The sequence below is a fragment of the Pseudarthrobacter cellobiosi genome, assembly GCF_023913755.1.
GTDB classification, from domain to species: domain Bacteria; phylum Actinomycetota; class Actinomycetes; order Actinomycetales; family Micrococcaceae; genus Arthrobacter; species Arthrobacter cellobiosi.
The window spans coordinates 21,172-46,361 of the sequence record NZ_JAMXBJ010000025.1 but is presented as its reverse complement, the minus strand read 5'-3'; the positions used below and the strand labels follow the sequence as shown (position 1 = coordinate 46,361).

The 25,190-nt window shown below is 66.2% G+C and carries 24 protein-coding genes; 10 read left to right on the top strand and 14 right to left on the bottom strand.

Annotated elements, in window-relative coordinates; translation table 11 throughout:
- Positions 1–63 precede the first annotated feature (63 nt).
- The 3 genes from NG696_RS01955 (at position 64) to NG696_RS01945 (ending at position 4,544) form a co-directional block, all read left to right on the top strand.
- Positions 64–2,889 carry a PAS domain-containing hybrid sensor histidine kinase/response regulator gene (locus tag NG696_RS01955; protein WP_252573718.1) on the top strand — a complete coding sequence of 942 codons (2,826 nt, stop codon included), beginning with the start codon at positions 64–66 and terminating at the stop codon, positions 2,887–2,889.
- A 147-nt stretch (positions 2,890–3,036) separates the two neighbouring features.
- Complete coding sequence (locus NG696_RS01950; RefSeq protein WP_252573716.1) at positions 3,037–3,303, top strand: helix-turn-helix transcriptional regulator; 267 nt, start codon at positions 3,037–3,039, stop codon at positions 3,301–3,303.
- On the top strand, positions 3,300–4,544 hold the full coding sequence (locus NG696_RS01945; RefSeq protein WP_252573714.1) for a type II toxin-antitoxin system HipA family toxin: 1,245 nt from the start codon (positions 3,300–3,302) through the stop codon (positions 4,542–4,544). The genes NG696_RS01950 and NG696_RS01945 overlap by 4 nt, the downstream gene beginning before the upstream one ends.
- Positions 4,545–4,577: 33 nt before the next feature.
- On the opposite strand, the gene NG696_RS01940 is transcribed toward NG696_RS01945, so the two are convergent.
- Complete coding sequence (locus tag NG696_RS01940; protein ID WP_056342023.1) at positions 4,578–5,195, bottom strand: uracil-DNA glycosylase family protein; 618 nt, start codon at positions 5,193–5,195, stop codon at positions 4,578–4,580.
- 118 nt (positions 5,196–5,313) lie between these two features.
- Between NG696_RS01940 and NG696_RS01935 the strand changes: the two genes are divergently transcribed.
- Entirely contained in the window at positions 5,314–5,820 is a 507-nt protein-coding gene (locus NG696_RS01935) for a hypothetical protein (protein WP_252564450.1), read from the top strand.
- Here NG696_RS01935 and NG696_RS01930 read toward each other — a convergent pair.
- The 6 genes from NG696_RS01930 to NG696_RS01905 form a co-directional block, all read right to left on the bottom strand.
- Positions 5,817–7,280 carry an amidohydrolase gene (locus tag NG696_RS01930; RefSeq protein ID WP_252573712.1) on the bottom strand — a complete coding sequence of 488 codons (1,464 nt, stop codon included), beginning with the start codon at positions 7,278–7,280 and terminating at the stop codon, positions 5,817–5,819. The two genes, NG696_RS01935 and NG696_RS01930, sit on opposite strands and share 4 nt — an antisense overlap.
- A 109-nt stretch (positions 7,281–7,389) precedes the next feature.
- On the bottom strand, positions 7,390–7,776 hold the full coding sequence (locus tag NG696_RS01925; RefSeq protein ID WP_252564447.1) for an RNA-binding S4 domain-containing protein: 387 nt from the start codon (positions 7,774–7,776) through the stop codon (positions 7,390–7,392).
- A 99-nt stretch (positions 7,777–7,875) separates the two neighbouring features.
- Positions 7,876–8,529, bottom strand: coding sequence for a GntR family transcriptional regulator (locus NG696_RS01920; RefSeq protein ID WP_252564445.1), 654 nt, complete (start codon positions 8,527–8,529; stop codon positions 7,876–7,878).
- Positions 8,530–8,645: 116 nt separating this feature from the next.
- Positions 8,646–9,653, bottom strand: a complete 1,008-nt coding sequence (locus NG696_RS01915) for a transketolase family protein (RefSeq protein ID WP_252564443.1) — start codon at positions 9,651–9,653, stop codon at positions 8,646–8,648.
- Positions 9,650–10,516 (bottom strand): transketolase, encoded by an 867-nt coding sequence (locus NG696_RS01910; protein WP_252564656.1) that lies wholly within the window; start codon positions 10,514–10,516, stop codon positions 9,650–9,652. The genes NG696_RS01915 and NG696_RS01910 overlap by 4 nt, the downstream gene beginning before the upstream one ends.
- Before the next feature lie 50 nt (positions 10,517–10,566).
- Complete coding sequence (locus NG696_RS01905; protein WP_252564441.1) at positions 10,567–11,904, bottom strand: MFS transporter; 1,338 nt, start codon at positions 11,902–11,904, stop codon at positions 10,567–10,569.
- 187 nt (positions 11,905–12,091) lie between these two features.
- On the opposite strand from NG696_RS01905, the gene NG696_RS01900 reads away from it, so the two are divergent.
- From NG696_RS01900 to NG696_RS01885, 4 genes are read left to right on the top strand one after another with little or no spacing between them, the layout of a single operon-like run.
- Positions 12,092–12,916: a sugar phosphate isomerase/epimerase family protein gene (locus tag NG696_RS01900; protein WP_252564439.1), complete on the top strand. Its 825-nt coding sequence runs from the start codon at positions 12,092–12,094 to the stop codon at positions 12,914–12,916.
- A gap of 25 nt (positions 12,917–12,941) precedes the next feature.
- Complete coding sequence (locus NG696_RS01895; protein ID WP_252564437.1) at positions 12,942–13,718, top strand: SDR family NAD(P)-dependent oxidoreductase; 777 nt, start codon at positions 12,942–12,944, stop codon at positions 13,716–13,718.
- 44 nt (positions 13,719–13,762) lie between these two features.
- Positions 13,763–15,541 carry a dihydroxyacetone kinase family protein gene (locus NG696_RS01890; protein WP_252573710.1) on the top strand — a complete coding sequence of 593 codons (1,779 nt, stop codon included), beginning with the start codon at positions 13,763–13,765 and terminating at the stop codon, positions 15,539–15,541.
- On the top strand, positions 15,538–16,047 hold the full coding sequence (locus NG696_RS01885; RefSeq protein ID WP_305884613.1) for an RpiB/LacA/LacB family sugar-phosphate isomerase: 510 nt from the start codon (positions 15,538–15,540) through the stop codon (positions 16,045–16,047). The genes NG696_RS01890 and NG696_RS01885 overlap by 4 nt, the downstream gene beginning before the upstream one ends.
- Here the strand turns inward: NG696_RS01885 and NG696_RS01880 are convergent.
- The 3 genes from NG696_RS01880 to NG696_RS01870 form a co-directional block, all read right to left on the bottom strand.
- Positions 16,044–17,048 carry an aldo/keto reductase family protein gene (locus NG696_RS01880; protein WP_252564435.1) on the bottom strand — a complete coding sequence of 335 codons (1,005 nt, stop codon included), beginning with the start codon at positions 17,046–17,048 and terminating at the stop codon, positions 16,044–16,046. The two genes, NG696_RS01885 and NG696_RS01880, sit on opposite strands and share 4 nt — an antisense overlap.
- A gap of 80 nt (positions 17,049–17,128) precedes the next feature.
- The gene (locus NG696_RS01875) at positions 17,129–18,208 is read right to left on the bottom strand and encodes an aldo/keto reductase (protein ID WP_252573708.1); all 1,080 of its coding nucleotides are present in this window, start codon (positions 18,206–18,208) and stop codon (positions 17,129–17,131) included.
- 172 nt (positions 18,209–18,380) lie between these two features.
- Positions 18,381–19,145 (bottom strand): hypothetical protein, encoded by a 765-nt coding sequence (locus tag NG696_RS01870; RefSeq protein ID WP_252564429.1) that lies wholly within the window; start codon positions 19,143–19,145, stop codon positions 18,381–18,383.
- A 216-nt stretch (positions 19,146–19,361) separates the two neighbouring features.
- Between NG696_RS01870 and NG696_RS01865 the strand changes: the two genes are divergently transcribed.
- Positions 19,362–19,763 (top strand): YchJ family protein, encoded by a 402-nt coding sequence (locus NG696_RS01865; RefSeq protein ID WP_252564427.1) that lies wholly within the window; start codon positions 19,362–19,364, stop codon positions 19,761–19,763.
- Here the strand turns inward: NG696_RS01865 and NG696_RS01860 are convergent.
- The 4 genes from NG696_RS01860 to NG696_RS01845 form a co-directional block, all read right to left on the bottom strand.
- Complete coding sequence (locus NG696_RS01860) at positions 19,760–20,551, bottom strand: M48 family metalloprotease (RefSeq protein WP_252564426.1); 792 nt, start codon at positions 20,549–20,551, stop codon at positions 19,760–19,762. The two genes, NG696_RS01865 and NG696_RS01860, sit on opposite strands and share 4 nt — an antisense overlap.
- 51 nt (positions 20,552–20,602) lie before the next feature.
- Positions 20,603–22,633: an acyl-CoA dehydrogenase family protein gene (locus NG696_RS01855; RefSeq protein WP_252564425.1), complete on the bottom strand. Its 2,031-nt coding sequence runs from the start codon at positions 22,631–22,633 to the stop codon at positions 20,603–20,605.
- A 75-nt stretch (positions 22,634–22,708) separates the two neighbouring features.
- The gene (locus NG696_RS01850; protein WP_252573706.1) at positions 22,709–22,999 is read right to left on the bottom strand and encodes a hypothetical protein; all 291 of its coding nucleotides are present in this window, start codon (positions 22,997–22,999) and stop codon (positions 22,709–22,711) included.
- 172 nt (positions 23,000–23,171) lie between these two features.
- Positions 23,172–23,576 carry a PepSY domain-containing protein gene (locus NG696_RS01845; RefSeq protein WP_252564421.1) on the bottom strand — a complete coding sequence of 135 codons (405 nt, stop codon included), beginning with the start codon at positions 23,574–23,576 and terminating at the stop codon, positions 23,172–23,174.
- A gap of 151 nt (positions 23,577–23,727) precedes the next feature.
- Here NG696_RS01845 and NG696_RS01840 point away from each other — a divergent pair, with 151 nt between their 5' ends.
- Positions 23,728–25,188, top strand: a complete 1,461-nt coding sequence (locus NG696_RS01840) for a DUF3375 family protein (RefSeq protein WP_252573704.1) — start codon at positions 23,728–23,730, stop codon at positions 25,186–25,188.
- The last annotated feature ends 2 nt before the right edge of the window (positions 25,189–25,190 follow it).

Here is a 25,190-nt window from a genome sequence, read left to right as displayed (position 1 = left end):
GAGGCCCGTCCGGCCGACCGGGTGCGCGGCGGCGAAGGCCGTCGACGTTTGTTGGGGGCTGAAATGGAACAGGCAGTCAAGGGAAACGATCATGCGGATTTCTACCAGGAGCTGGTCGAGGCGGCGCCGGATGCACTGCTAAGGGTCGGTGCGGACGGTTCTATTGTCTTCGTCAATAACCAGACGGAACAGCTCTTTGGTTACCGGCGGGACGAGTTGCTGGACAGGCATTACGGGATGCTCCTGCCCCAGCAGTTCGAAGGCCAGTTTGCCGGCACCAGTGATGATTTCGCGTCCGGGCAGCGGATACTCCGGATCGGGACCGGCCTGGGCCTGTTCGGCGTGCACCGCGACGGGACCGAGTTCCCCATCGAAATCAGCGCCGCCGCTCTCGGGGACGGTCCGGGCGCGGACATCGTCGCCTCCGTCCGGGACGTGAGCGAACGCCGCCGCACCGACAGCGAGCTGCGGGATGCCCTTTCGCTGCTCGGCGCCACCCTGGAATCCACCGCCGACGGCATCCTGGTGGTGACTGCCGACGGGAGGATTGCCGGTTCCAATGAACGGTTCGCCGCGTTGTGGGGCATCCCGGCGGATCTGCTGGATTCCCATGACGACGGCAAACTGATCGGTTTCGTCCTGGACCAGCTCTCCGATCCGGGCAGCTTCATGCGCAAGGTCCAAGAGCTGTATGCCGAACCGGGAGCGGAGAGCCTGGATGTGCTGGAATTCCGTGATGGCCGGACGTTTGAGCGCTACTCCCGGCCCCAACGGGTGGGGGATGACATTGTCGGCCGGGTCTGGAGCTTCCGTGATATCACGGCCCGCCGGCGTGCACAGGACCGGGCCCGTGAAGCCATCGCAGAGCTGGAGGGTCTCGGCGCGATCGTTAGTTCCTCTGTCGACGCGATCATCGGCATCACCCCGGAGGGTGTGATCACCAGCTGGAATCAGGGCGCCGAACGGCTGTACGGGTATGGTGCGGACGAGGTGGCAGGCCGGGACGTCCAGTTCCTGATTCCGGATCATCTCCGCCTGAGCGAGGAGGCGTTGCTCGCTGATGTCCGGGAGCGCGGTGTAGCGCGGAGTTTCGAGGCGGAGCGCGTGCGCAAAGACGGGACGACGGTCCCCGTTTCCGTGACTATTTCACCCATCCGGGCCGAAGGCGGGGGCGTGCGCGGGATGGCGCAGATTGTCCGCGACGTCACCGGACAGCGGCTCGCAGCGGCAGAGCTCCTGGCTGCGCGGGAGGCGGCGCTTGAATCGAGCCGGTTGAAGTCCGAATTCCTGGCGACGATGAGCCATGAGATCCGGACACCGATGAACGGCGTCATCGGCCTGACCGCTTTGTTGCTGGAGACCCCGCTGGATGAGACGCAGCGCCGGTATGCCGAAGGGGTGAGGGGCGCGGGCGAGGTGCTGCTGGCCCTGATCAACGACATCTTGGATCTGTCCAAGCTGGAGGCCGGGAAGGTCGATCTGGACATCGCAGCCTTTGATCCGCGGCTTCTGGTGGAGGAGGTGGCGGGCCTGGTGAGCGAGTCCGCCCGCGCCAAAGGACTGGAACTCATCGCCTACTGCCGCCCGGAGGTGCCGGCGCGGCTGTCCGGAGACGTCGGACGCATCCGGCAGGTCCTGCTCAATCTTGCCTCCAACGCCGTAAAGTTCACGCCGACCGGGGAAGTGTCCGTTCGCGTGCAGCCCGTTGACCTTCATCCCCGTGGGCCTGCGGTGCGGTTTGAAGTCCGTGACACCGGGATCGGAGTTGAGCCAGAAGATCATCTGCGCCTGTTCGAGTCCTTTTCCCAGGCCGATTCCTCCACCACGCGCCGGTACGGCGGGACCGGTTTGGGGCTGGCGATCTCGCGGCGGCTGACCGAAATGATGGGCGGGGAAATCGGGCTGACCAGCGCTCCAGGTGAGGGCAGCACCTTCTGGATTGTGCTCCCGTTGCAGCCCGCGGTGGACGCCGGGGGCATCGACGAGGCGGCGGTCCGCTTCCCGGATCTGCTGACCGGAGTCAGGGTCCTGGTTGTGGATGACAACGCGACCAACAGGCTGGTGCTGGAGTCCCAGCTCAGGGCGTGGAACATGGACCCGGACACCGTCGGCGATGCGCGCGCTGCCCTGGACCGGTGCCGGGATGCGGCCTTCGCCGGACGGCCCTTCGACGTCGTCGTACTGGATATGTGCATGCCGGAGATGGACGGGCTGGAGCTGGCGCGGGCCATCAGCGCCGACGGAGTTCTGGCTCCTACCTCCCTGATTATGCTGACGTCAACGCCGCAGATGGATCCGGCTGAGCTGGCAGCTGCGGGTGTCCGTGAATGGTTGATGAAACCGGTGCGCAGTTCTGAACTCTACGACCGTCTTCTGCGGCTGAGGGGAGGAACGCAGGTGGCCGAACGGCTTTCGGCCCGTGGTGTGCCGGAGAAGCAGAGCATCCCTTCCCGGGGACGCGTACTGGTAGTGGAGGACAACGAGGTGAACCAGCTCGTTGCCCGGGAGATGGTGAAAAGACTGGGCTACCTGGTTGACGTTGTGCCCGACGGGGCGGAAGCCGTCTCGGCCATTGCAGCCGTCTCCTACGCGGCCGTGCTCATGGACTGCCACATGCCGGTGATGGACGGTTTTGAGGCCACCAGGACCATCCGCAAGGGCGAGGTGACGGGGCATCTGCCCATCATTGCTATGACCGCAGGCGCCCTGGACGAAGACCGTGAGCGGTGCCTCGCTGCCGGCATGGACGACTACCTCACCAAACCCGTCGACCCCGCCGCCCTGGAGGCGACCCTCGACCGCTGGGTTCCGCCGGCCCCGCGGCTGGCGGGGGAAGCGCCAGCGGTGGATCCGACGGCGCTAAACCAGGCACTTCCGCCGACACCGTAAAGTCCACGCCGTCGGAGGCAGAGAAAGGTTCCCTCGTGGCAATCGGAACGGCACGTTCGTTCCGATATCTCTCTAGGTTGGAGCGAGTTGCCCGGCTAGAATAGGGATACAGCTAAAACGGCACGATCGTACCTATTGGAGATGCCCATGGCGGATGCATTCGCGGACCGGCTCGCGGGTGAAGTCCGGACGCGCCGGGCAGCCTTAGGCCTCACCCAGCAGGATCTAGCCGACATGGCCGGAGTCTCCGAGCGCTTTGTCCGCTTCGTCGAGCAGGGCAAGCCCAGCATCCAGCTGGACTCACTCACCGCCGTGCTGGAAACATTGGGGCTTGAGCTCCGGCTGGCCGCCCGGACCAGCCACGCCGCCCGCGCCCTCGCTGGCCACGGCAAGACCCAAGAAACAAACCAATGAAGCACCGCGTCGCGGACATCTACAAGGCCGGGGTGCTGGCAGCCCGGCTCGAACGGCACGACGGCGGCACCCGGTTCAGCTACGTGCCGGCGTACCTCGCGTCCGGGGGAGCCGCGGTCGCCAGTTCCTTGCCGCTCACCGGCGCGCCCGTCGATTCAGCGGCGGGGGCGGCGCCGCCCTATTTCACCGGCCTCCTGCCGGAGGGCCGCCGGCTTAACGCGCTGCGGCGGTCCATCAAGACCAGCGCCGACGATGACCTGTCCCTGCTGATCGCCGCTGGCGGGAACCCGGTGGGCGACGTCCAGATCATAGGCCACGGCGAGCCGCTGGATTCCGACGAGCACGCTGTCCAGCTGGATCCCAAGCTGCCGGTGGACTTCGACAAGTTGCTCGGCGATCCGGACCTGATCGACCCAGTGGCGCTGGCCGGTGTGCAGGACAAGCTGTCTGCCGGCATGATCTCGCTCCCTGTGGCCAGCGCCGGCAGGCGGTTCATCCTTAAGCTCAACGCCCCCGAATTCCCGCATGTGGTGGAGAACGAGCTGGTGATGTTCCGGTATGCGGCCAGGCTGCGGATTCCGCTGAGCCGGGTCCGGCTGATCCGGGACGTCGCGGGCCGGCCAGGGCTCCTGGTGGAACGCTTCGACCGGGTGCCCATCTCCGGCGGCGGGCCGGACGACGTCCGGCGGCTGGCGGTGGAGGATGGGGCGCAGGTCCTGAAGCTCTACCCGGCGGACAAGTACAACGTGGCTTATGGGCAGGTCTGCCATGCTCTGGCCGATTATTGCTCGGCGCCTCTCCCGGCTCTCCGGAACCTGGCGGTCCAGGGGGCGTTTGCGTGGCTGAGCGGTAACGGGGACCTGCACGCCAAGAACGTTTCCATGGTCCAGCAGCCGCATGGCGAGTGGACCATCGCCCCGGTCTACGACATTCCCTCCACCGTGGTCTACGGGGACAAGACCCTTGCGCTGACCCTGAACGGGAAGCGGAGCGGGATCTCGCGCCGCCACTTTCTTGGCTGGGCCAAGGACCTGGGACTGAGTGACCGCACGGCCGCCCAGGTGCTGGAGCTTGCACTGAAGGCGTCAGGTCCGCTGATCGCCGACCTGGAGTCAGGCGCAGCGTTCGCGGGGCTCGGAGGTCCGGCGAAGAACGACGACGGCGGCTCGCCGTTCCCGGACATGGTCACCAGGGCGTGGGTGAAGGAGCTGAAACACCGGCGGAGGCTGCTGGAAGGCTGAGGCAACCGCGGTGACTGCCGCCGTCGTGCGTGGCTAAAGGTGCTGGATGCCTGCCCGCTGCATGGCGTCCTTGTAGACGTCCACGCTCTTGGCGAGGAGATCCTCCTGTTTTGCTTCGGAAACAGCAAAGGCCCGCCCGCCGAGCGCGCTGGCCTTGTAGATCTTGATGCCGCTGTTCTTCAGGGATGAATGGTAGGTCTTCTCGAAAAGGGTGAGGAATGTGGAAGCGTCCGTGCCGTGGGCGATGACTGCGGAGACACGGCGGTTGATCTTCAGGAACTGCCGGAAGGGCCGCAGGCCGTCGGTCTTCTCCTGCACGTTCAGCGCCGACGGAAGCTCCGGATCCCGCACCCACGGGTACGCGTTCCACGGCATCACATAGCGCGGATCAAGCTCGGCAAGTTCGTAAATCTGGGTGGCGCGGCGGGCGGCTTCGTCGTCGTTGAAATGGGAGACGAAGCCGGATTCGGTGCCCTTGCCCGGACTGACGTGGAGGCTGACGATCCGGCATTCGTCCTCGTCGTGCACGGGGTCGATGTAGGGGACGACGGACCCTGGCTTCTTTTCCATCAGTTCATCGCAGAGCTGCGTTACCGCCGCGATGTTTGGTTCCTGTAGCAGGGCCTTTTTTTCGTCCCAGTCAATCGTCACGATCTCTCCCTCAGCAGCACGGCGTCCAGAAACAGGCGTCTTAACCCACTCTACGCTTTTGGGCGTATGGGTGCGCAGTGCAAGTTTGCTCCGGACCGGCGCCTGGCCGGGTAACGTCATGATGATGAACAGGAAAACGCTCAAGTCCGACGGCTTTGCCGGCTTCCGGAGCTTCGACAGCCTTGAGATCATCAGGGTTCCGCAGGGCACCGGGGTGTTCGCCGTTCTTCGGCCGAATGAGTTCGAGCCGCACTTCCTGAAGATCAGCACCGCCGGGACCTTCAAGAAAAAGAATCCCACTCTGCCGGCGGACGCCATATGGGCGGAATGGGTGGACGGCGCCGACATTCTCTACCTTGGCAAAGCCGGGCCGGGAAGCAAGGGCAACCGCGGCCTTCGGAACCAGATCAAGGAGTTCCTGGATTTTGGGCGGGGCAGGCCGCCGGGCCATTGGGACGGCCGCCTCATCTGGCAGCTGACCCACACGGATGAACTCATCATGGCGTGGAAAGAGGTGCCCGCCGAAGAAGTAAACCAAGCCGAGGCCGCGTATCACGCAGCCTTTATTGCGGAGCATGGCCGGCTGCCGTTCGCGAATCTCGTGCAGGCCAAGGTGCGGAACTAAGCCAGGCCGCCGTCGTACGTGAAGCGGCCGGCCACCAGCGTTGCCGCAACCGGCATGGCGGCGAATTCCGGGTCCGGCGAGGCCAGCGGATCGGCGTCGAGCACCACCAGGTCCGCCGGGTCCCCGGCCCGGAGCCGGCTCCGGCCCCTAGCTGAAGCGGCAAGTGCCTGCCGTCGGCTGATGCATTCCTGGGGATGCCACGGCCCGCGGGTGTCCTGCCGGGACCGGGTGCTGGCCGCGGACATCGCAGCCCAAGGATCCAGCGGCGCAACCGGCGCGTCCGAACCCAGCGCCAACGTGGCTCCGGCGTTGAGCAGCGACCTCAGCGGAAACGCCCGCTGCGTGCGGCCGCCCCAGTTGGCCTCCGCGGCGTCGCGGTCATCCAGTGCATGCCCCGGCTGCACGCTTGCCGTAACCCCCAGACGCCCAAAGCGGGCCAAATCCTCCGTCCGGACAAACTGCGCGTGTTCAATCCGGCCGCCGATCCCTGCTCGCTCGAAGGCATCCAGCGCCACCTGGTTGGCGCCATCCCCGATCGCATGGACCGCCGGGACAAAGCCGTACTCCCGCGCCCGGCTAAGCAGGGACAACAAGTCATCAACGTTGACAGTCAGCAGCCCGTAGCCGCCGTCGGGGTAGGGATCCACACAAAACGCCGTCCGCGTGTTCAGCGAACCGTCAATGAGCACCTTCAGCGGGCCGGCGCTCAGGAGCCCCTTGCCGCCGTCGAGCTCCAGGCCCGTGCGCATGCCGTCGTGGTGGGCCCGCTCCAGGTCCTCCGGGTAGACACCGGCGTCCACCCTCAGGCTGTTGAGTCCACCGGCAAAGCGGCGCAGCCAGACGTCACGGTTCCAGGTCATTTCAAAATCAACGACGCCCACAATGCCCCGGGCGGATGCTGCTTCTGCGGCATCGCGGACCCAGCCGTCCACCACTGAGTCCGGAAGTTGGCCCAGCTCACGGGTCAGCGCAAAAGCAGGTTCCTCCCGCAGCAGGCCGCCGGCGTCAACCTCCACCCCAAACCGCCGGGCGGCTGCGCTGTTCAGCCAGACAGAATGCAGGTCGTGGCTGATCAGGGCGGTGGCCTGGCTGCCGGTGGCGGCGTCGAGCATTTCCAGGGTGGGGACGTCCGCCCACAGGGCGTCGCGGAAGCCCACCCCCACCGTGGTGACCGAAGGATCGGTGTCGCGAACAGAAAGTCCGACGTCGGCCGCCGCCTCTCGCGCGGATGCGGCGGCGGACAGGTCCAGCCTGCTTGAATGCAGCGCCCACTGGGTCATGTGGACGTGCTCGTCCCAGAGCCCCGGAATGACGTAGCGCCCGTCCAGGCTGACCACGCGGGCGTCGCCCGGGATCCCGGCGCCGGCACTGATCCGGGTCACCACGCCGTCAACGATGTAAAGGTCCGAGACTGTGTCCTCGCCGGGCTGTCGGACGGAGGTCAGGACGATGTTGTTCACAGTTTCAATTCTGATAGCTCAGTCGCGGAGCAGGACTCTGACCCGACGGGAACATTGATGAAGGGTTTCACAGCAGTCCCCACGTACCGACGCTGCTGGCCTCGAGGGCCTAGGTTGCGGGGCCCTTGAGCCGTTCCATCTCGCGGCGGTCCTTCTTGGTGGGACGTCCCGCGCCACGGTCGCGCTGCGGGAGGCCCAGTGCCGGCGCCACCGACCTTGGCGGCGTGTGGTCGGTGAAGCAGTGCGAAGCCACCTCTGCGCCGACGCGTTTGGCGATCAGGCGGCGGACTTCGAGGGTGCGTTCGAAGCCGGACATCCGCACGGTGACGGTGTCGCCCGTGACCAGAGTGGCCGAGGCTTTGGCCGGGCTTCCGTTCAGCCGCACGTGCCCGGCCCGGCACGACGCGGTGGCGGCAGAGCGCGTCTTGTAGGCGCGGATCGCCCACAGCCACGCATCAATGCGGACGCTGGCGGGGGAGGACGGAAGGATGGTCATGGCTGGCACCGAGTATACGGCGTCGGTCTCCTACGGTCCCTCCCGGAAAATACACGGCCGCGAGCGGCAGGCTGCCCGGGCTGTTCTAAGTCCGCTGCCCTACGCCACAAGGTTCGCAGCAGCGGTGTCCATGTGCTCGCGGATTGTGTTCCGGGCCAGCGAGGCGTCTCCGGTCTCGATGGCGGTGACGATGTCGTAGTGCCGGTCCACGCTCATGTTCTTCACACCCTTGTCCCGGCCCGCGAACATGATGGACATGCGGATGGACCCTTCCAGCGACTCCCAGGAATGCAGCAGGGTTTCGTTGCCGGTCAGGCGGCACAGGGTCCGATGGAATTCCAGATCCGACTCGATGCGTTCCTGCAGGCTGGCCTGCTCTGCGGCGGCCATGGCTTCAATGGCGGCCCGCAGCGAGGTGATGACGTGCTCCCGGTCCGGGAGTTCGCACAGGGTGCGGGCCGCCAGGGATTCAAGGGCTGCCCGGACGGAGTAGATGTCGCGGATTTCCTTCTCATCCAGGTGCCGGACGGAAAGCCGGCCCCGGGGCCCGGGGGAGAGGAGGCCTTCCTGTTCGAGTTGGCGCAGCGCTTCCCGCAACGTGCCGCGGCTGATCTGGAGCATTTCCGACAGCTCGGTTTCCACCAGATGCCGCCCCGGTTCCAGCTCGCCGCTGGTGATGGCGGCGCGCAGTGCCGAGAGGGCCTGCTCGCGAAGGCTCTTCTTTTGCAGTCCCAGCAGCGTTGCTCCGGCCATCGTGGTACTTCCTCAATGTCAGTGGTCAACTGTTTACAGTCGATGTGTTAACTGTCGATGGTACGCCAGAAGCGCGGCGCCAGCTGGTACGGCCCCGCGCTTCCGGCGAAACGCTTCTACTTCAGCTCGGCGAGCACTTTTGCCACGATCTTCTGGACCGTGAGTCCGTAGCGGTCGTGGAGCGTCGGGAGCGCGCCGGCGTCGAGGAACTGGTCCGGCAGCGCCACCGGCACCACGCGTTTGCCAAGTCCGGCGGTGACGATGGCGGACGCAACCGTTTCGAAGAGGCCGCCGATCACGCTGTGGTTTTCCAGGGTGATGGCGAGCCGGTCGGTGTTGATTTCGGCCAGGACGGTGGCGGCGTCGAAGGGTTTGATGGTGGGTGTGTGGACGACGGCGACGTCCACGTTGTGTGCCGCGAGGGCTTTCGCTGCCTGCAGGGCGCGCATGGTCATCAGCCCGGAGGAGATGAAGACAACGTCGTTGCCGCCGCGCAGAACCTTGGCTTTGCCGAGCTCGAAGGTGTAGTCGTATTCGTCCAGGACCGTGGGCACGTTGCCGCGGAGCAGGCGCAGGTAGGTGGGTCCGTCGCTGGCGGCGAGTTGGGGGACGGCCTGCTCGATGTCGATCGAGTCGCAGGGGTCCACGATGGTCAGGTTGGGCATGCCGCGGAAGATGGCCATGTCCTCGGTGGCCTGGTGGCTGGGTCCGTAGCCGGTGGTAAGGCCCGGGAGCCCGCCGACGATGTTGACATTCAGGTTGGGTTCGGCGCTGTCGAGGCAGAGGAAGTCGTAGGCGCGGCGTGCGGCGAACACGGAGTACGTGGAGGCGAACGGGATGAGCCCGGTTTCGGCCATGCCTGCGGCGGCGCCGAAGAGGAGCTGTTCGGCCATGCCCATCTGGAAGAATCGTTCGGGGTACGCCTGGGCGAAGATGTGCATGTCGGTGTATTTGCCGAGGTCCGCGGTGAGGCCGACAATTTTGTCGTTCTCCTGCGCGGCTTTGACGAGCGCATGCCCGAACGGTGCGGAGGCAGTTTTCTGGCCGGGGTCGGCGAAGGACGCGATCATTGCCGACGTCTTCAACTTCGGTGCGGGTCCCGTGGAAACGGCTGCGGTGCTCATCGGGCGTCCTTTCCTTCGTATCCTGCGGTCAGCTGTTCGCGGCAGGTCTGCCATTCGTGTTCTTCGATGCGCATAAAGTGCGCCTTTTCGCGCTCCTCCAGCAGAGGGACGCCGCGGCCCACTTTGGTGTCGCAGAGGATCACGGAGGGACGTCCGACGGCGGCGGCCTGGGCGGCCGCGTTGTCGAACGCTGCGAGGAGCGCGGCCATATTGTTGCCGTCCACACGCTGGGTGTACCAGCCGAACGCTTCCCATTTTTCGGTGACGGGCTCGGTGCGGAGGACGGTGTCGGTTTTGCCGTCGGCCTGGAGGGCGTTGATGTCCACCATGGCGGTGAGGTTGCCGAGTTGGTGGTGGTGGGCGCCCATGGCCGCTTCCCAGGTGGAGCCTTCGTCGAGTTCGCCGTCGGAGAGGAAATTGTAGATCCTGGCCGAAGAGCCTTGGTAGCGCAGGCCTAGGGCCATGCCGACGGCGATGGGGAGGCCGTGGCCCAGGGATCCGCCGGAGATTTCCATGCCGGGGGTGTAGGTGGACATCCCGGACATCGGCAGCCGGGAATCGTCCGAGCCGTAAGTTTCGAGTTCTTCCACGGGGATGATGCCGGCCTCTGCCAGCGCCGCGTAGTGCCCGATCGCATAGTGGCCGGTGGAGAGCAGGAAGCGGTCCCGGGCCTCCCATTCGGGGTCCTCGGCGCGGAAACGGAGCTGGTCCGAGTACACAGCGGCCAGCATGTCCGCGGCGCCGAGGGCCTGGCCCACGTAGCCCTGGCCCTGCACCTCGCCCATGTTCAGGGCATGGTGCCGGATCCGGTACGCCGCGGCGCTGACGCGTTCGAGGCGTTCTGAATCGGTCTCGTGTGACATTCGTTCCGTGTGGGGGAGTTCGTGCGTGTGCAGTTCGTGAGTCACGGTCATCAGACGCTCACCGACTGGGGGGTGCTTTTGGTGGCCTCATCCGCGAGCTGGCGCTCGCGCTTGCCCCAGGTCTCCCGGGTGACCAAGGCGGCCCACAGGCCGATGGCCGCGTAGAAGCTGAAGAGGATCGCAGGACCCATCCAGCCCAGGGAAACGAAGAGCAGGGTGGTGACGAAGGGCGTGAACCCGGAAACCATGGCCGAGATCTGGTAGGCCAGCGAGGCGCCGGAGGAGCGGGTCTTGGCCTGGAACAGTTCAGGGAACCACGCGCCCTGGGCGCCGGCCAGGGAGTTCTGGCAGACAGCGTAGGAAATGGCGACCGTGGCGATAATGGCAAGGAACATTCCGGTGTTGACCAGCAGGAACATGGGGATGCCGAAGAGCAACGCGAAGGCGGTGGACCAGATGTACAGGGGCCGACGGCCGATCCTGTCCGTGAGCCGGGCCCAGGCCATGGTGGCGAAGATGCCGATGGCCGAGGCGATGCAGAGGGCCACGAGGGTCTGGGTCTTGTCGGCCAGGTGCTGGGTGTGGAGGTAGGAAATCATGTACGTGATAGACACGGCATAGCCGGCGGTCTCCGCGATGCGCAGGCCGATGCCCTTGACGATGTTGCGCCAGTCAGTCTTGATGACCTCGATGATCGGGGACTTGACGATGGAGCCGCTTTCCTTGACCTCGTCGAAGACCGGTGATTCCGGGACCTTCGAACGGATGATCAGGCCGACGGCGACGAGCACGATGCTGGCCAGGAACGGGACACGCCAGGCGAGTTCGCCGCCCAGGTTCACGCTGACGAGGAAAACGAGGTTCGCAAGCAGGAGGCCAACCGGGAAGCCGGCTTGGACGATGCCCGTGTACTTGCCCTTGGACTTCCAAGGCGCGTGTTCGTAGCTCATGAGGATGGCGCCGCCCCACTCAGCGCCGAAGGCGAGGCCCTGGACCACTCGGACGAACACCAGCAGAGCCGGGGCCAGCAGGCCGACCTGCTCGTAGGTGGGCAGAAGCCCGATGAGGAACGTGGCCACACCCATGAGGATCAGGGAGGCCACTAGGACGGGCTTGCGTCCTACCTTGTCGCCCAGGTGGCCGCCGATGATGCCGCCGATGGGGCGGGCGGCGAAGCCGACGCCGAGGGTGGCGAAGGCTGCCAGCGTGCCCGTCACCGGATCCCCGGTGGGGAAGAACGCCGTGCCGAAGTACAGTGCAGCCGCGGTGCCAAAGCCGATGAAGTCATACGTCTCGATTACGGCGCCAACGCCGGACCCGATTGCGACGCGCTTTGCGTCCTTTGTGCCATGCACGTGGCCGCGCATTTTGAGAGCCTCATTGCTCATTGCTGAATCCCTTTCGAAGAGCGAGGAACGCTTCCGCACCGTCGCTGTCGACTGTTAACAAATGATATGCCATTGTGACCCGCATCATGCGTCAATGTCAACAGTCAATGTTTGAGGTTGACTGTCAACAATGAAATCATCTACAGTGATTCACATCACCACCCACTCGTTCAGAGGATCAACGACGATGTTCAATTCCCGACTCGGCTGCTCGTCCATCAGCTTCAGGCACCAAGACCTGCCGGCCGCTCTGCGGACCATCAGCGGCCTGGGATTCGACGAAATCGATCTCGGCGCCCTCCCGGGAGTATGCGATCACGTGCCGTACAACCTGGATGCAGCTGCCGTTACTGCGGTGACTGCGGAAGTTGCCGCCTCCGGCCTGCGCGTCCGTTCCGTCAACGGAGATATCGGCGATCTCAACGCAGTGCTCGACGACGGCCAGCAGGTTTCCCGCGAACGGCACCTCGAGGCGCTGCTCACGCTCGCCGCCAACACCGGGGCGAAGGCGCTGGTCCTTCCGTGCGGGGCGCTGAGCCACGAACCGGTTCGGAGCGTCGACGAGGACCTGGACCAAATTGCCGCCCAACTGATCCATGCCGGACAGCGGGCGGCGGAGTTCGGCGTCGAGCTCTGGACCGAATCCCTGCACTTCCTGAGGTTCTGTTGGAACCTGGAACGCGCGGAACTGCTGGCCGGGCGGCTGGCGGATACCGGCGTCGGAATTGTTATGGACTTCAGCCATATTGTCGCCGCCGGCGAAGATCCGCTGGAGTACCTCTCCCGCCACGAGGGCCGGATCTCCCACGTCCACCTCCGCGATGCCGTGCCCGGCAACATCAACCTCAGCATCGGCAACGGCCAGGCAGACTTCGCCGCCGGGCTCAGCGGCCTCGCGGCGAGCGGCTACACCGGCCACTTCTCCCTCGAGCTCGAAACCCGCGACGTCACGCACGACGAACGCCCCGCGGCCGCCGCCAAGGCTGCCAGCTACATCACCGACCTCATCTGACACAACACACCATCCAAGGAGCATCATGAACACCACCATCCAGCGCACCGCCGTCCTCACCGGGGCAACCTCGGACCGCGGCATCGGCATCACCACCGCCCGCCGCTACGCCAGCCAGGGCTGGGCGGTGGTTATCCTGGACCTGGACGGCGAGAAGTCCGCAAAGGTCGCCGCCGACATCGGCAATGAGTTCAACGTGCCGGCATTCGGGCACGAGATCGACGTCGCCAACGAAGGCTCCGTCAACGCCGCCTATGCCGCCGTAAAGAAGGAGATCACCGCAGGGATCCTCCCCCCGGTGGGCGCCCTGGCCAACATCGCCGGCATCACCTCCCCGGTCCCGTTCCTGGAAACTACTCTGGACCTCTGGCACAAGGTGATGGACGTCAACGCCACCGGAACCTACCTGGTCACCAAGGCGTTCCTGCCGGACATGATCGAGAACGGCTGGGGCCGGATCGTCAACATGTCCTCGGTCTCCGCCCAGCGCGGCGGCGGCGTGTTCGGAAAGGTCCCTTACTCCGCCGCGAAGGCCGCGATCCTGGGCCTGACCAAGGCGCTGGCCCGCGAAATCGGCGCCACCGGCGTCACCGTGAACGCCATCACGCCCGGCGCCGTGGATACCAACATCCGCGTGGGCAGCACCGACGAGCAGGAAGCCGCCATCAACGCCGGCATCCCCTTGGGCCGGAACGCCACCACCGAAGAGATCGCGGCCGTCATCACGTTCCTGTCCTCCGAGGAATCCGCGTACCTCACCGGAACCACCATCGACATCAACGGCGGAAGCCACATCCACTAACAGCGCTCCACCCAGAAGACTAAGTCCACGTCAGAGAGCCCACCATGACCAAGATTTTCAACAATCCCTCCGAATTCGCAGAAGAGGCCCTGGCCGGATTCTGCGACATCCATTCCGGGCTGGTGCGTCAGGTCCCCGGCGGCGCCGTGCGGCGCCACCGCCCCGCCAAGCCCAAGGTGGCGGTCCTCGCCGGCGGCGGTTCCGGACACTACCCGGCGTTCGCCGGGCTGATCGGCACCGGACTGGCCGACGGGGCCGTGGTGGGCAACATCTTCACGTCGCCTTCGGCGCAGCAGGCCTACGCCGTGGCCAAGTCCGCGGATTCGGGCGCCGGCGTCATCTTCACCTACGGCAACTACGCCGGGGACGTGATGAACTTCGGCATGGCCAGCGAACGCCTCGCCGCCGAAGGGATCCAGGTCGAGAACGTCCTGGTCACCGACGACATCGCCAGCGCACCGCCGTCGGAATCCGACAAACGCCGCGGCATCGCCGGTGACTTCACGGTCTTCAAGATCATGGGCGCTGCAGCTGAGGCGGGCGCTGACCTGGCCGACGTCGTCCGCCTGGGCCGGAAGGCCAACAGCCTGACGAGGACCATCGGCAGCGCCTTCCACGGCTGCACGTTCCCCGGCGCCGACGCCCCGCTGTTTGCGCTTCAGGACAAGCAGATGGGCCTCGGCTTGGGAATCCACGGCGAACCCGGTCTGTTCGACACTGACTTGCCGTCCGCCAAGGAACTCGGGCAGGAATTTGTGGCCCGGCTGCTGGCCGAAACCCCGCCCGGCGCCGGCGACCGGCTCGCGGTGATCCTCAATGGGCTGGGGTCCACTAAGCACGAGGAGCTCTTTGTCCTCTGGCTGACCGTGGCCCCGCTCCTGCGGGACGCCGGCTACACGCTGGTGATGCCCGAGGTGGGCGAGCTCGTCACCAGCCTCGACATGTCCGGCGTCTCCCTCACCATCACCTGGCTGGATGCGGAGCTGGAACCGCTCTGGACGGCGCCGGCGGAAACCCCTGCGTACCGCCGGGGAACTGCCGCCGTTCAGTCAGGGGACGCCTCCGGCGAGGAAACGTCCGACGCCGGGACGGCCGATGCGCCATTCGAGGCCGACGCCGACTCCCGCACCTACGCCGTCCAGTGCGTTGCGGCGCTCGAAGCCGCCCGCCAATCGCTGCATGCGGCCGAATCACGGCTGGGGGACCTCGATGCCGTGGCCGGCGACGGTGACCACGGCCGCGGAATGGTCCGCGGGATCGACGCCGCCGCCACGGCAGGCGCCGCGGCCGGTACCCGAGGTGCCGGGGCGGGCTCGGTCCTGGTCGCCGCCGGTGACGCCTGGGCAGACAAGGCCGGCGGCACCTCCGGGGTTCTATGGGGTGCGGGGCTCCGCGCATTGGGCGAATCCTTGGGGAACCACAGGGTCCCTGGCGCCGAGGAACTGGCGGCCGGAATGAGCGCCTTCGCTGCCAGAATCACTGACCTGGGGAAGGCCGGACCGGGCGACAAGACCATGGTGGATGCGCTCCTGCCGTTCACGGAAGCCTTCACCCGGCTGGTGCAGGAGGGTGCAGAACCGCGTCAGGCCTGGGCCTCCGCGGCCCTTGACGCTGTGGCGGCGGCCGAGGCCACGGCCGCACTCCGCCCACTGAAGGGACGGGCGCGGCCACTGGCGGAGAAGAGCCTGGGCACGCCGGACCCCGGAGCAACGTCCCTCGCCATGATTTTCACCGTCATGGGGCCCTTCCTGGCAGGTTCGGGCCAGCCCGGCTCCAGCCAATCACGCATCACATCCAACCAGACCGCAAGGGCGCTTTCATGACCATGGACCCAGCAACCCCCATTCCAGCAACCCCGGGACTGCGCCTGGTCCTCGGCGCCGATGAGGCCGGCGTCGACTACAAAAACCGCATCCTGGCCGACCTGCAGGACGACCCGAGGATCAGCGAAATCATCGACATCGGGGTCAACCGGAGCGATGCCCCGGCGGACTTCGTCAGGCCCTACCCGTACGTGGGCATCGCGGCAGGAGAGCTGATCCGCGACGGGCGTGCCGACCGTGCCATTCTGTTCTGCGGCACGGGAATCGGTGTGGCGATTGCCGCCAACAAGGTGGACGGAATCCGCGCCACGACGGCCCATGATTCGTTCTCCGTGGAGCGGTCCGTCCTGTCCACTGACTGCCAGGTCCTCACCATGGGGCAGCGGGTTGTGGGAGTGGAACTGGCCAGCAGGCTGGCCCGCGAATGGATCGGCTACACGTTCGACCCCACCTCGGCCTCGGCGGACAAGGTCAAAGTGCTCACGGACTTCGAAGGCTGCTCCTAGGCTTCCCGGGTGGCGGGGGACTTGGTCTGCGCCGGATCGCGTTCCGCGAGTGAGCCGATGGCGTCGTCGATCTTCTTCAGGACCTCAGGCTCCAGGACCACACCCGCGGCGCCCACGCTGTCAGCGATCTGCTCGGGGCGTGACGCGCCCACGATGGCGGAGGCCACGTTCGGGTTCTGCAGGACCCAGGCCACCGCAAGCTGCGGCATGGTGAGCCCGGCTTCCGAGGCGATCGGCTTGAGGTCCTGGACACCGGCGAGGACGTCGTCACGCATCCAGCGCTGGATCATCTTGGCCCCGCCCTTGTCATCCGTGGCGCGGCTGCCCGCAGGCGAAGGCCGGCCGGGGAGGTACTTGCCGCTCAGCACGCCCTGCGCCATGGGGGACCAGACGATCTGGGACACGCCCAGCTCCTCCGACGCCGGCACAACCTCAGCCTCGATGACGCGCCACAGCATGGAGTACTGCGGCTGGTTGGAGATCAGCTGGAAACCCAGTTGCCTGGACAGCGCGTGGCCGTCGCGGAGCTGGTCTGCGGTCCATTCGCTGACGCCGATGTACAGCGCCTTGCCCTGCCGGACGATGTCCGCGAACGCCTGCATGGTCTCTTCCAGTGGCGTCTCGAAGTCGTACCGGTGGGCCTGGTAGAGGTCCACGTAGTCCGTCTGGAGCCGGCTGAGCGAACCGTTGATCGATTCCATGATGTGCTTGCGGGACAGGCCCAGATCGTTTTTGCCCTTGGGGCCGGTGGGGCCGTAGACCTTGGTGAAGATCTCCAGGGACTCGCGGCGCTCGCCCTTCAGCGCTTCACCGAGGACTGTCTCCGCGGCCGTGTTGGCGTAGACGTCCGCCGTGTCAAACGTGCTGATGCCGGCGTCGAGCGCGGCCCGCACGCACTGGGTGGCGACGTCGTTCTCCACCTGCGAGCCGTGCGTCAGCCAGTTGCCGAACGTGATTTCCGAGACTTTGAGGCCGCTGTTTCCGAGGTATCTGAATTCCATGGTTTCCACGCTAGCGGAGATAGTTATTTAGGGAAAGGGCTTTCCGCAAACGCACGACGGCGTTGCGGCCGCCCCCGCGATCAGCGGCGGCGGAGTTCCGCGTACTCCAGGGAGGGCACTATCGCCCCGGCGTCGCGCTCCACGAAGTTGGTCCCGGGCGGCACCAGTTCGTCGATTGCATCCAGCACGGACTCCCCCAGGAGGGTGTCCGCTGCCTTGAGATAGGCCTTGAGATGGTCCTCGGTGCGCGGGCCGATGATCACACTGCTGACGGCGGGGTGGTTCAGCGCGAACCCGACGGACAGTTCCACGAGCGAGATTTCCAGCTTGTCGGCCAGCCGGGCCAGCGCGTCCGCAGCATGCAGCTTCCGTTCGCTGGACGGCCCGGAAATGTCGTAGCGTCCCGGGAGTGAATGGACGCGGGTTGGCGGTTTCCCGGCATCGAGGACAAACTCGCCGGACAGCCACCCCCCGGCCAGCGGACCGTACGCCAGCACGCCCAGGCCGTACTGCTGCGCGATGGGCAGGACATCGCGCTCGTTGCCGCGGACCAGCATCGAATAGGGGACCTGGTTGGCAACGGGCGGGATCAGGTGGTTCGTGGTGGCCAGCCACTGGGCTTCCACGAGCTGCGCCCGGGTGAACACCGAGGTGCCGTAGTAGAGGATCTTTCCCTGCCGGATGAGGTCGTTCAGGGCGGTGATGGTCTCGAGCACGTCGGTGTTGTAGTCGGGCCGGTTCGCCTGGTGCAGATCGATCCGGTCTGTCTGCAGCCGGCGGAGGCTGCCCTCCACCGCCTGCATGATCCAGCGCCGGGAGTTCCCCGAGTGGGCCGGGTTGGCGCTCATCTGGCCGTGGAACTTGGTGGCGAGAAAGACGTCGTCGCGGCGGCCGCGGAGCGCCCGGCCCACCACCTGTTCGGACTCTCCCTTGGAGTACACGTCGGCGGTGTCCACCGCGGTGATGCCGGAGTCGAGGGCGGTCTGGATGATGCGGATGCTTTCATCCGCGCCGGTGGGGGCCCCGCCGGCCTGGGCCCCGCCGGCCTGGGGGCCGCCGGCTGCGCCGCCCGGCCCTTCGCCAAAGTTCATGGTGCCCAGTGTGAGCGGGCTGATGGGCGTGCCGGACCGCCCGAACACACGAAGTTCGCTGAGGCTCATTCCCCGGCTCCTCACGATCGATTTCCCACGCGGATTGCTGTGGATCGTCACGACGCTACACAAATTCGGCGGTGTGCTGCAGGAAAGCGCCATGGTGCTTCGCTTTTCGTAGCACGGGGTAACGCGGGCCGGGGCAGTGACGGTTTGTGACGGCCCGGGAGCCGCACGGTCCTCAGCTCCGGTCGGCAGGCAGCTTGGCCTTGAGGACGTTCGCGTGGCCGGACAACGACACCAGCGAGCCGGTGTCCAGCAGGGACAGGGGCGCGGGGGCGGGCGGCTTCGTGAAGGAGCGGGCGGCCCCAAGGCCGGCGCTCTCACGGCTGGGGTCGCGGTTGGAATTGTCCCGCGCAGGGTTGTCCTGGTGCAGCGCCGACTCCACCAACGGAGCCACCGCTTCCACCTTCGCTGCGGGAACGGAGGGGCCGGGAAGATCGCGGACCGAGATCTTGATTTCGGGGACGGCGGCCCGGGCGCGCGCCATGGCCCGGGCATCCGCTTCGGCCACCGCGGCAGCCCAGTCCTCGGCGAGCACCGGGGGTTCCTTGCGGGCCGCGGTGAGCAGCGGGTGATGCTCCACCGCATGGTGGAAGCGGGGCCGGAGTTCGGAGGGTTTCAGGAAGGTGCGGGCGTCTTGAAGGGCTTTGCGCCAGTCGCGCGGCGCGCTCACTGCGGCCGGGGCGGCAGCGCCGTCGTCGTGCGTTTCAACGGGGGCGCCCGACGGCGGCACGGACTCCCCGGTCAGGCGGACCAGGGGGAGGGCTTCGTGTTTGGGGAGCCGCCCAAAGAGGGCCATTACGGTCAGCACAAACAGCCGCCCGGCGCCCGCAAGCAGCAAGGTGATGACCACCAGCAGGAACAGGCCCAGGAACATCAGGAGCGCCAGGCCGAGCGTGCCGAAAAAAGTCAGGTTGAGAGCGATCGTCGTTGAATCTCCCACGTCATCTCTCCTCTCTGCCGGCGGCGGAGTCCGTCCCGGCACTCATCACCACGGGCAACAGCCCTCCTCCACCTTACGGACTATTTTTCGGTCCTGCCGCTCCCGGGCGGGGTTCGTCCGAGGTTGTTTCGAAGCTGTTACCGGATATGACCACACCGGCCGCGGCCTATAGTCGGAAGGGACCCACAAGGTCCGGACAACCGCGACAGGAGCACCATGCCCGAGAATCCGATCGACGCCGGCCCCTGCGCTTGCCTGTCCGGCGAGGCCTACGCGGATTGCTGCGGGCGGTTCCATAATGGCGGGGCCGAAGCCGCCACGGCGGAGCAGCTGATGCGCTCCCGCTACAGCGCCTTTGTCCTGCTGGACGCCGAATACCTCCGGAAAACCTGGCACCCGGATACTGCACCTTCGGACCTGGACCTGGACCCGGCCATGGAGTGGCGCCGCCTGGACGTTCTGTCCACGAGCCGCGGCGGCCCATTGGATACTGAGGGGACCGTGGAGTTCAAAGCCCACTTCCGGCACAACGGCGAACGCGGAGTCCACCACGAAACCAGCCGCTTCGTCCGCGAGAACCGCCGCTGGTACTACGTCGACGCCGTGATGCTCGCCTAGCCCCCGTTGTACGTTTCGTCCGGCGTGAAGCCTGCCCGGTCCACCTTGCGGTGGAAGTGCATGCCCGCCAGGCCGCCGAGCACGGCACCCACCAGCGCGACCAGGGCCACCACAACGGCGGCAATGATGCTGGTGAGCGTCAGTTCGCCTTCGTTGATGGGGATCCGGGGGAAGCTGTTCAGGTTGGCCAGGACGTTGAACTGCTGGCCGGCGATGATGCCCAGCAGAGCAATCACCACCGCGGCAATAAGCGCCCAGATCCACACCATAAAACCCTGCCGGGCGCCGTTGAACCGGGCCATCCGGCCGGCAACGTAGCCGCCGGAGTAGTAGGAGACGAACAGGACCACCAGCAGGACAATGATGCCCACCAGCCCGACGGCGCCGTTGGTCGTCACCTGGTTGACGGCCTCGTTCACGTCGGTGTTGTTCGCCAGGCCTACCGCGGTTCCGGCTGCGGCCACAAAGGCTGTGAGCAGGACGGCCATGCCGGTGGCAGCGAGCCAGCCGAAAAAGGCCGAGCCCACTTTGATGCCGCCGAACTGTTCCTTCTCCCTGGCCACGGCCGTCTGCTGGTCGGTCAGGCGCGGATCCGTCAGGCGTGGATCCAGCACCGAAGCGTCGGCCACCGGCGCATAGTCCCGCTCGGCATACGGCGCCGGCGTCTGATCGAAGGCGCGCGTGGGCTCGCTATTGGCGAAGGCTTGGTCACGAGCAGTTTCATTCCGTAGATTCTCGTTCCGCGTCGTTGGCGGAAATTTGTCCTCGGGGTCCGTTTGGTTGCTCATGGGTCAACTCAACCACTGGCGACCAGCGATAACAAGCCTGCTTATGAGTTGCTAGCGGTACTTCCGGTGCAGGTTCTCCTTGCTGGATGCCCCCGGCGTCGCATCGGCGATCCACGGGCCGGTGCCCTCCGACTGATCCAGTACGCCCGCCTCAAGCCAGGTGTAATCCCCGGCCAGGACCTTGCGCGAGAGGATGTGGTCGCCGTCGTCCGTGTTCCGCCACAGCTGGTCAAAGTACTCGTCAATGCGGACGCGGGCCTGCTCGCAATATGCCTCTGCAAGTTCGTAGGCACTGGCGGCACGTTCGGGCGTGGTGCGAAGGATCATCTCTGCCCGGGTACAGCAGGCGGCCATGGCGAACAGCTCGGCGCCGATATCCACCACCCGGCCCAGGAACGCCTGCTTGTACTCCAGCTTCGCCTGCCAGCGCCCCATGCCGTAGAACGTCTGGCGGGCCAGCCGGCGCGAGGACCGTTCCACAAAGCGCAGTTGCTTGGCCAGCCTGCCGAAGTCGCTGTAGGACCGGGGGTCCATTCCGGCGCCGGCCACCAGTTTGGGCAGCCAGCGGGCATAAAAACCTGAAGCCCCGACGGCGGCCCGCGCCTTGTCCTGGAGGCTCGCGTCCACGGACGCAAGGTCGCCGGCGGCGGCAAGGTGGGCATCCACCGCTTCGCGGGCGATGAGCAGTTTCATGATCTCCGAGGAACCCTCGAAGATCCGGTTGATCCGGAGGTCGCGCAGCTGCTGCTCGGCCGGAACCGCACGTTCGCCCCGGGCTTCCAGGGACTCCGCCGTCTCGAAGCCACGGCCACCGCGGATCTGGACCAGTTCGTCGGCGATCCGGCAGCTGATCTCCGAGGACCACAGCTTGGCCAGGGCCGCCTCGATCCGCACGTCTTTCTGCCCGGCGTCCGCGAGTTCCGCGGACAGTTCGAAGACGGCATCCAGGGCGAAGGCGGACGCGGCGATGAAGGCGATCTTCTTGCCCACTGCCTCATGCTTGCCCACCGGCTGGCCCCACTGGGTGCGGGCGTTGGACCATTCCCGGGCGATCTTCAGGCTCCAGCGCCCGGACGCGACGCACAACGCCGGCAGGGCGAGCCGACCCGTATTGAGCGTGGTGAGCGCGATCTTCAGGCCCTGGCCCTCACGTCCCAGCCTGTGGGCCGCGGGCACGCGCACCTGGTGGAACCGGGTGACGCCGTTTTCGATGCCACGCAGTCCCATAAAGGTGTTGCGGTTCTCCACCGTGATGCCGGGGGAGTCCATTTCCACCACAAAGGCGCTGATGCCGCCCTTATGCTCGGTGCCGTCCGCATCGGTGTGGGCCGGCACCACGGCCATCACCACCACAAGTTCGGCAATCACGCCGTTGGTGGTCCAAAGCTTCACGCCGTCCAGGACGTAAGTCCCGCCGTCGTCCGTGGGAACCGCAGTGCTGCCCATCCGCGCAGGATCGCTGCCCACGTCCGGTTCCGTCAGGAGGAACGCCGTAATGGCCCCGGCGGCGCAGCGCGGAAGATACTCGAGTTTCTGCTCCGACGTGCCAAAGACCTTCACCGGCTCCGGAACGCCGATTGACTGGTGCGCGGAGATCAGGGCGCCGATGCTCGGGTGGACACTGCCGAGCAACGCCAGGGCCCTGCCGTAGTAGACCAGGGACAAGCCGAGTCCGCCGTACTCCTGCGGGATCTTCATGCCAAAGACGCCAAGGCCCGCCAGGCCCTGGAGGTACTCGTCCGGGATCCTGGCCTCGCGTTCGATCACGCGGCCGGACATGGTGCGGGCGTACTCGGTGAGGCGCTCCATGAAGGCCTCACCGCGTTCCACGTCATCGGCTTTCGCTTTCGGCCAGGGGTGGATGAGGCTGAGGTCGAAATTCCCCAGGTAGAGTCCCTTGGCGAAGCTGGGCCGGTCCCAGCCGAGCTCGCGGGAGGCTTCAGCAAGTGCCCGGGCATCCGCTGCGGTGGCTTCGGGCCCGATATTGGCCGCGGCGACGGGGACTTCGGCGTCCGGGGCGTCCGTGGCAGGAAAATCGGTGGCAGGTGGGTTCGTGGCGGGACTGTCAGTGGCGAAGCTCATAGGGTATCTCCTCTGACCGGGATGTCCGGTTCAAGCCATGGATCCGCCGGGTTGGAGAACCCTTCAGCTGTCTCTTTACATTACCCGCGGGTAGCTTCCAGTGCTAGGGGATGGCTGACCCTGGAAGTCCCCGGGGATCTCCACGGTGGAGGCGTGGTGGACCAACCTGTCCCAGCCGTGGTTGATCCCGTGGACCACCGTCAGCAGCGTGGTGGAGGCGAGGAACCAGGCGAACTTGCCTACCCCCACCAGAACCAGGGCCAGGAAGCCCGCTGTCAGGACGAAGCCCACCAGAACCAGGGCAAACACCAGGGTTCCGATGAACACCATGGTGGCCGTCTCCACTGCACTTAAGTCGAACTGCATTGTTCCCCCTGCTGCGCCGTTGCTTCGGTTGAGATCAGTAGCATGAGCGTAGGGGGTGCTTAGGTGTCCCAGCCAGACCTGCCCAGCCGTCACGGCGGGTTGATACGGGATCGCAATGCTACCGGGACGTAGGTCACGGAGCGGTCGCGGAAGTCACTGTCCGCGCTTGCCCTTAGTCGTCGTCGAACTCCGGGGCGTCCTGGTTCAGGACCGCGAAGTCGGCGCCGAGCCCCACTTCAACCTCGGAACCGTTATCCAGCCTGACTTCAACCTCGTAGGCCACGTTCCCGTCACTTTCCCGTTCCACCTCGATGACACTGCCTTGGCCCACCCTGGCCAGCGCGGCGTTCGCGGCCTGGTCCCGGTCAGCAGTGTCAAGTGGTGCGAGATTGGCATCGTCGTCCTGGCTGGAGCCCGTAGCGGTGGACACATGCGAAGATCGGTCGACGTTGACCCCGATCATGCTCAAGGGCAGATCTCCGCTGGTCCGGGTGCTCGCGGCGACCGCCACTGTCGCGCCACCCAGAATGACAGCCGCAGCCGCCAAGCCGGTGATCAGTACAGCTTTTTCACGCATGACAAACTCCTCTCAGGTGATCTAAATAGTGTGCTCCCGCGGCCAGCAAGGTACAACGACTATTCGGTCGCGGGGCCTGCGTTAACCTTGTAGTTGGCAGTTTTCGCGATCCGCGCTGCCCAACCATCCCCCAGCAGCTGAAGGAGAGCGCGTGCCCCGCTCCGCCAGGTCATCCGCTGACGCGATCAGTGCCCGGCTCCGGGACCTCGAACTCCTCACAAAGGGACCCGCCTGGGCCCTGACGCGCTCGGCGCCGTGGGTGATCGCGGTGCTGCAGGCCTCCTTTACCCGCACCCGTCCGCAGCTGCCGCTCGAGGAGTTCCACGCCGACGTCGACTCCTTCCTTGAGCAGCTCCGGCGTCAGGAACCCGGGCTGGGTGGTGTCGCCATCGGCACGTCGTCCGGCAGGAACTATGCGGACGAGTGGACACGCAAGCATTTCCTGACCCGTCGCAACCAGTCGGGGCAGATCGTGTACGAGGTCACCGAGCCGGCCGCCCGCGTGCTTGCATTCCTGGACAGCCTCTCCAGCGAGCGGTCCACGCTGAACGGTTCCCGGCTGGGCACGCTCCTGGGCGACGTGGAGAAGCTGGCCAACGAGACCAATCCGGACCAGAGTGCCCGGCTGGAATCCCTTGAGGACGAGATCGGCGAACGGCAGCAGCTGATCCAGGACATCAGCTCCGGCGACTTTGACGGCCTGCTGGACGACGACGAAGCGGTGGAAGCCGCCGGGAACATCCTGGACCTCGCTGCCGGCCTGCCCGCCGACTACAAAAAGATGCGCGACCGCATCGAGGAACTGGTGGGCGAGCTGCGCAACCAGATCATCGAGGAGTCGCTGAGCAAAGGCGCCACCATGGCGCAGGTGCTCGACGCGGACAAGCGGCTGCGGCAGAGCCCCGAGGGCAGGACCTTCCGCTCCTTCACCGCATTCTTGGAAGACCCGCAGCAGCAGCTCCGGTTCCGGTCGGCGATCGGTGAGGTCCTCAGCCGGCAGTTCGCCGACGACCTTTCGCCGGAGGACCGCGAGACGCTCAAGAACCTGGTGGCCGAGCTCCGCCACCAGCACAGCCAGATCCAGCGGATTTACGGCAAGCTCAGCGAAAGCCTGAACACCTACGTCCAGAGCGACGACTTCCGCCAGTCCGTCCGTCTCCGGAAGGTGCTGCGCGAGGCCGAGCAGGCCATCAGGTCCCTGCCGTATGAACGCGAACGGCCGGGACTGGTCCGCGGTCCGGTGCTGTTCAACGCCGGGTTCGAATCGCTGGCCATGGTCAAGCTGTACGACCCGGACGAGTTCGCCGTGCCGCCCAAGCTCGCGGATCCCATTGCCTTCAGCGACTCGGACCGCGTGCGTTCGCCGAGGACGGGCAAAGCACGTCCCGACGCCATCCGGGCCGCCGTGGCCGGTGCGTCCACCCTGGCCGAGGCCTGGGGGCAGCTCCCGCCGGAGGAACAGCACATCAACTCCATCCGCGCACTCCTCTCGCACGCCCTCCAGGATGGCGCGGCCTTTGACCGCGATGCCTGGGATGGCCTGGACTACGAACAGATCGACGGCACCACCCGCACGGCGTACCTGCCGGTGGTCACCCTCAAGAAGGATTGACG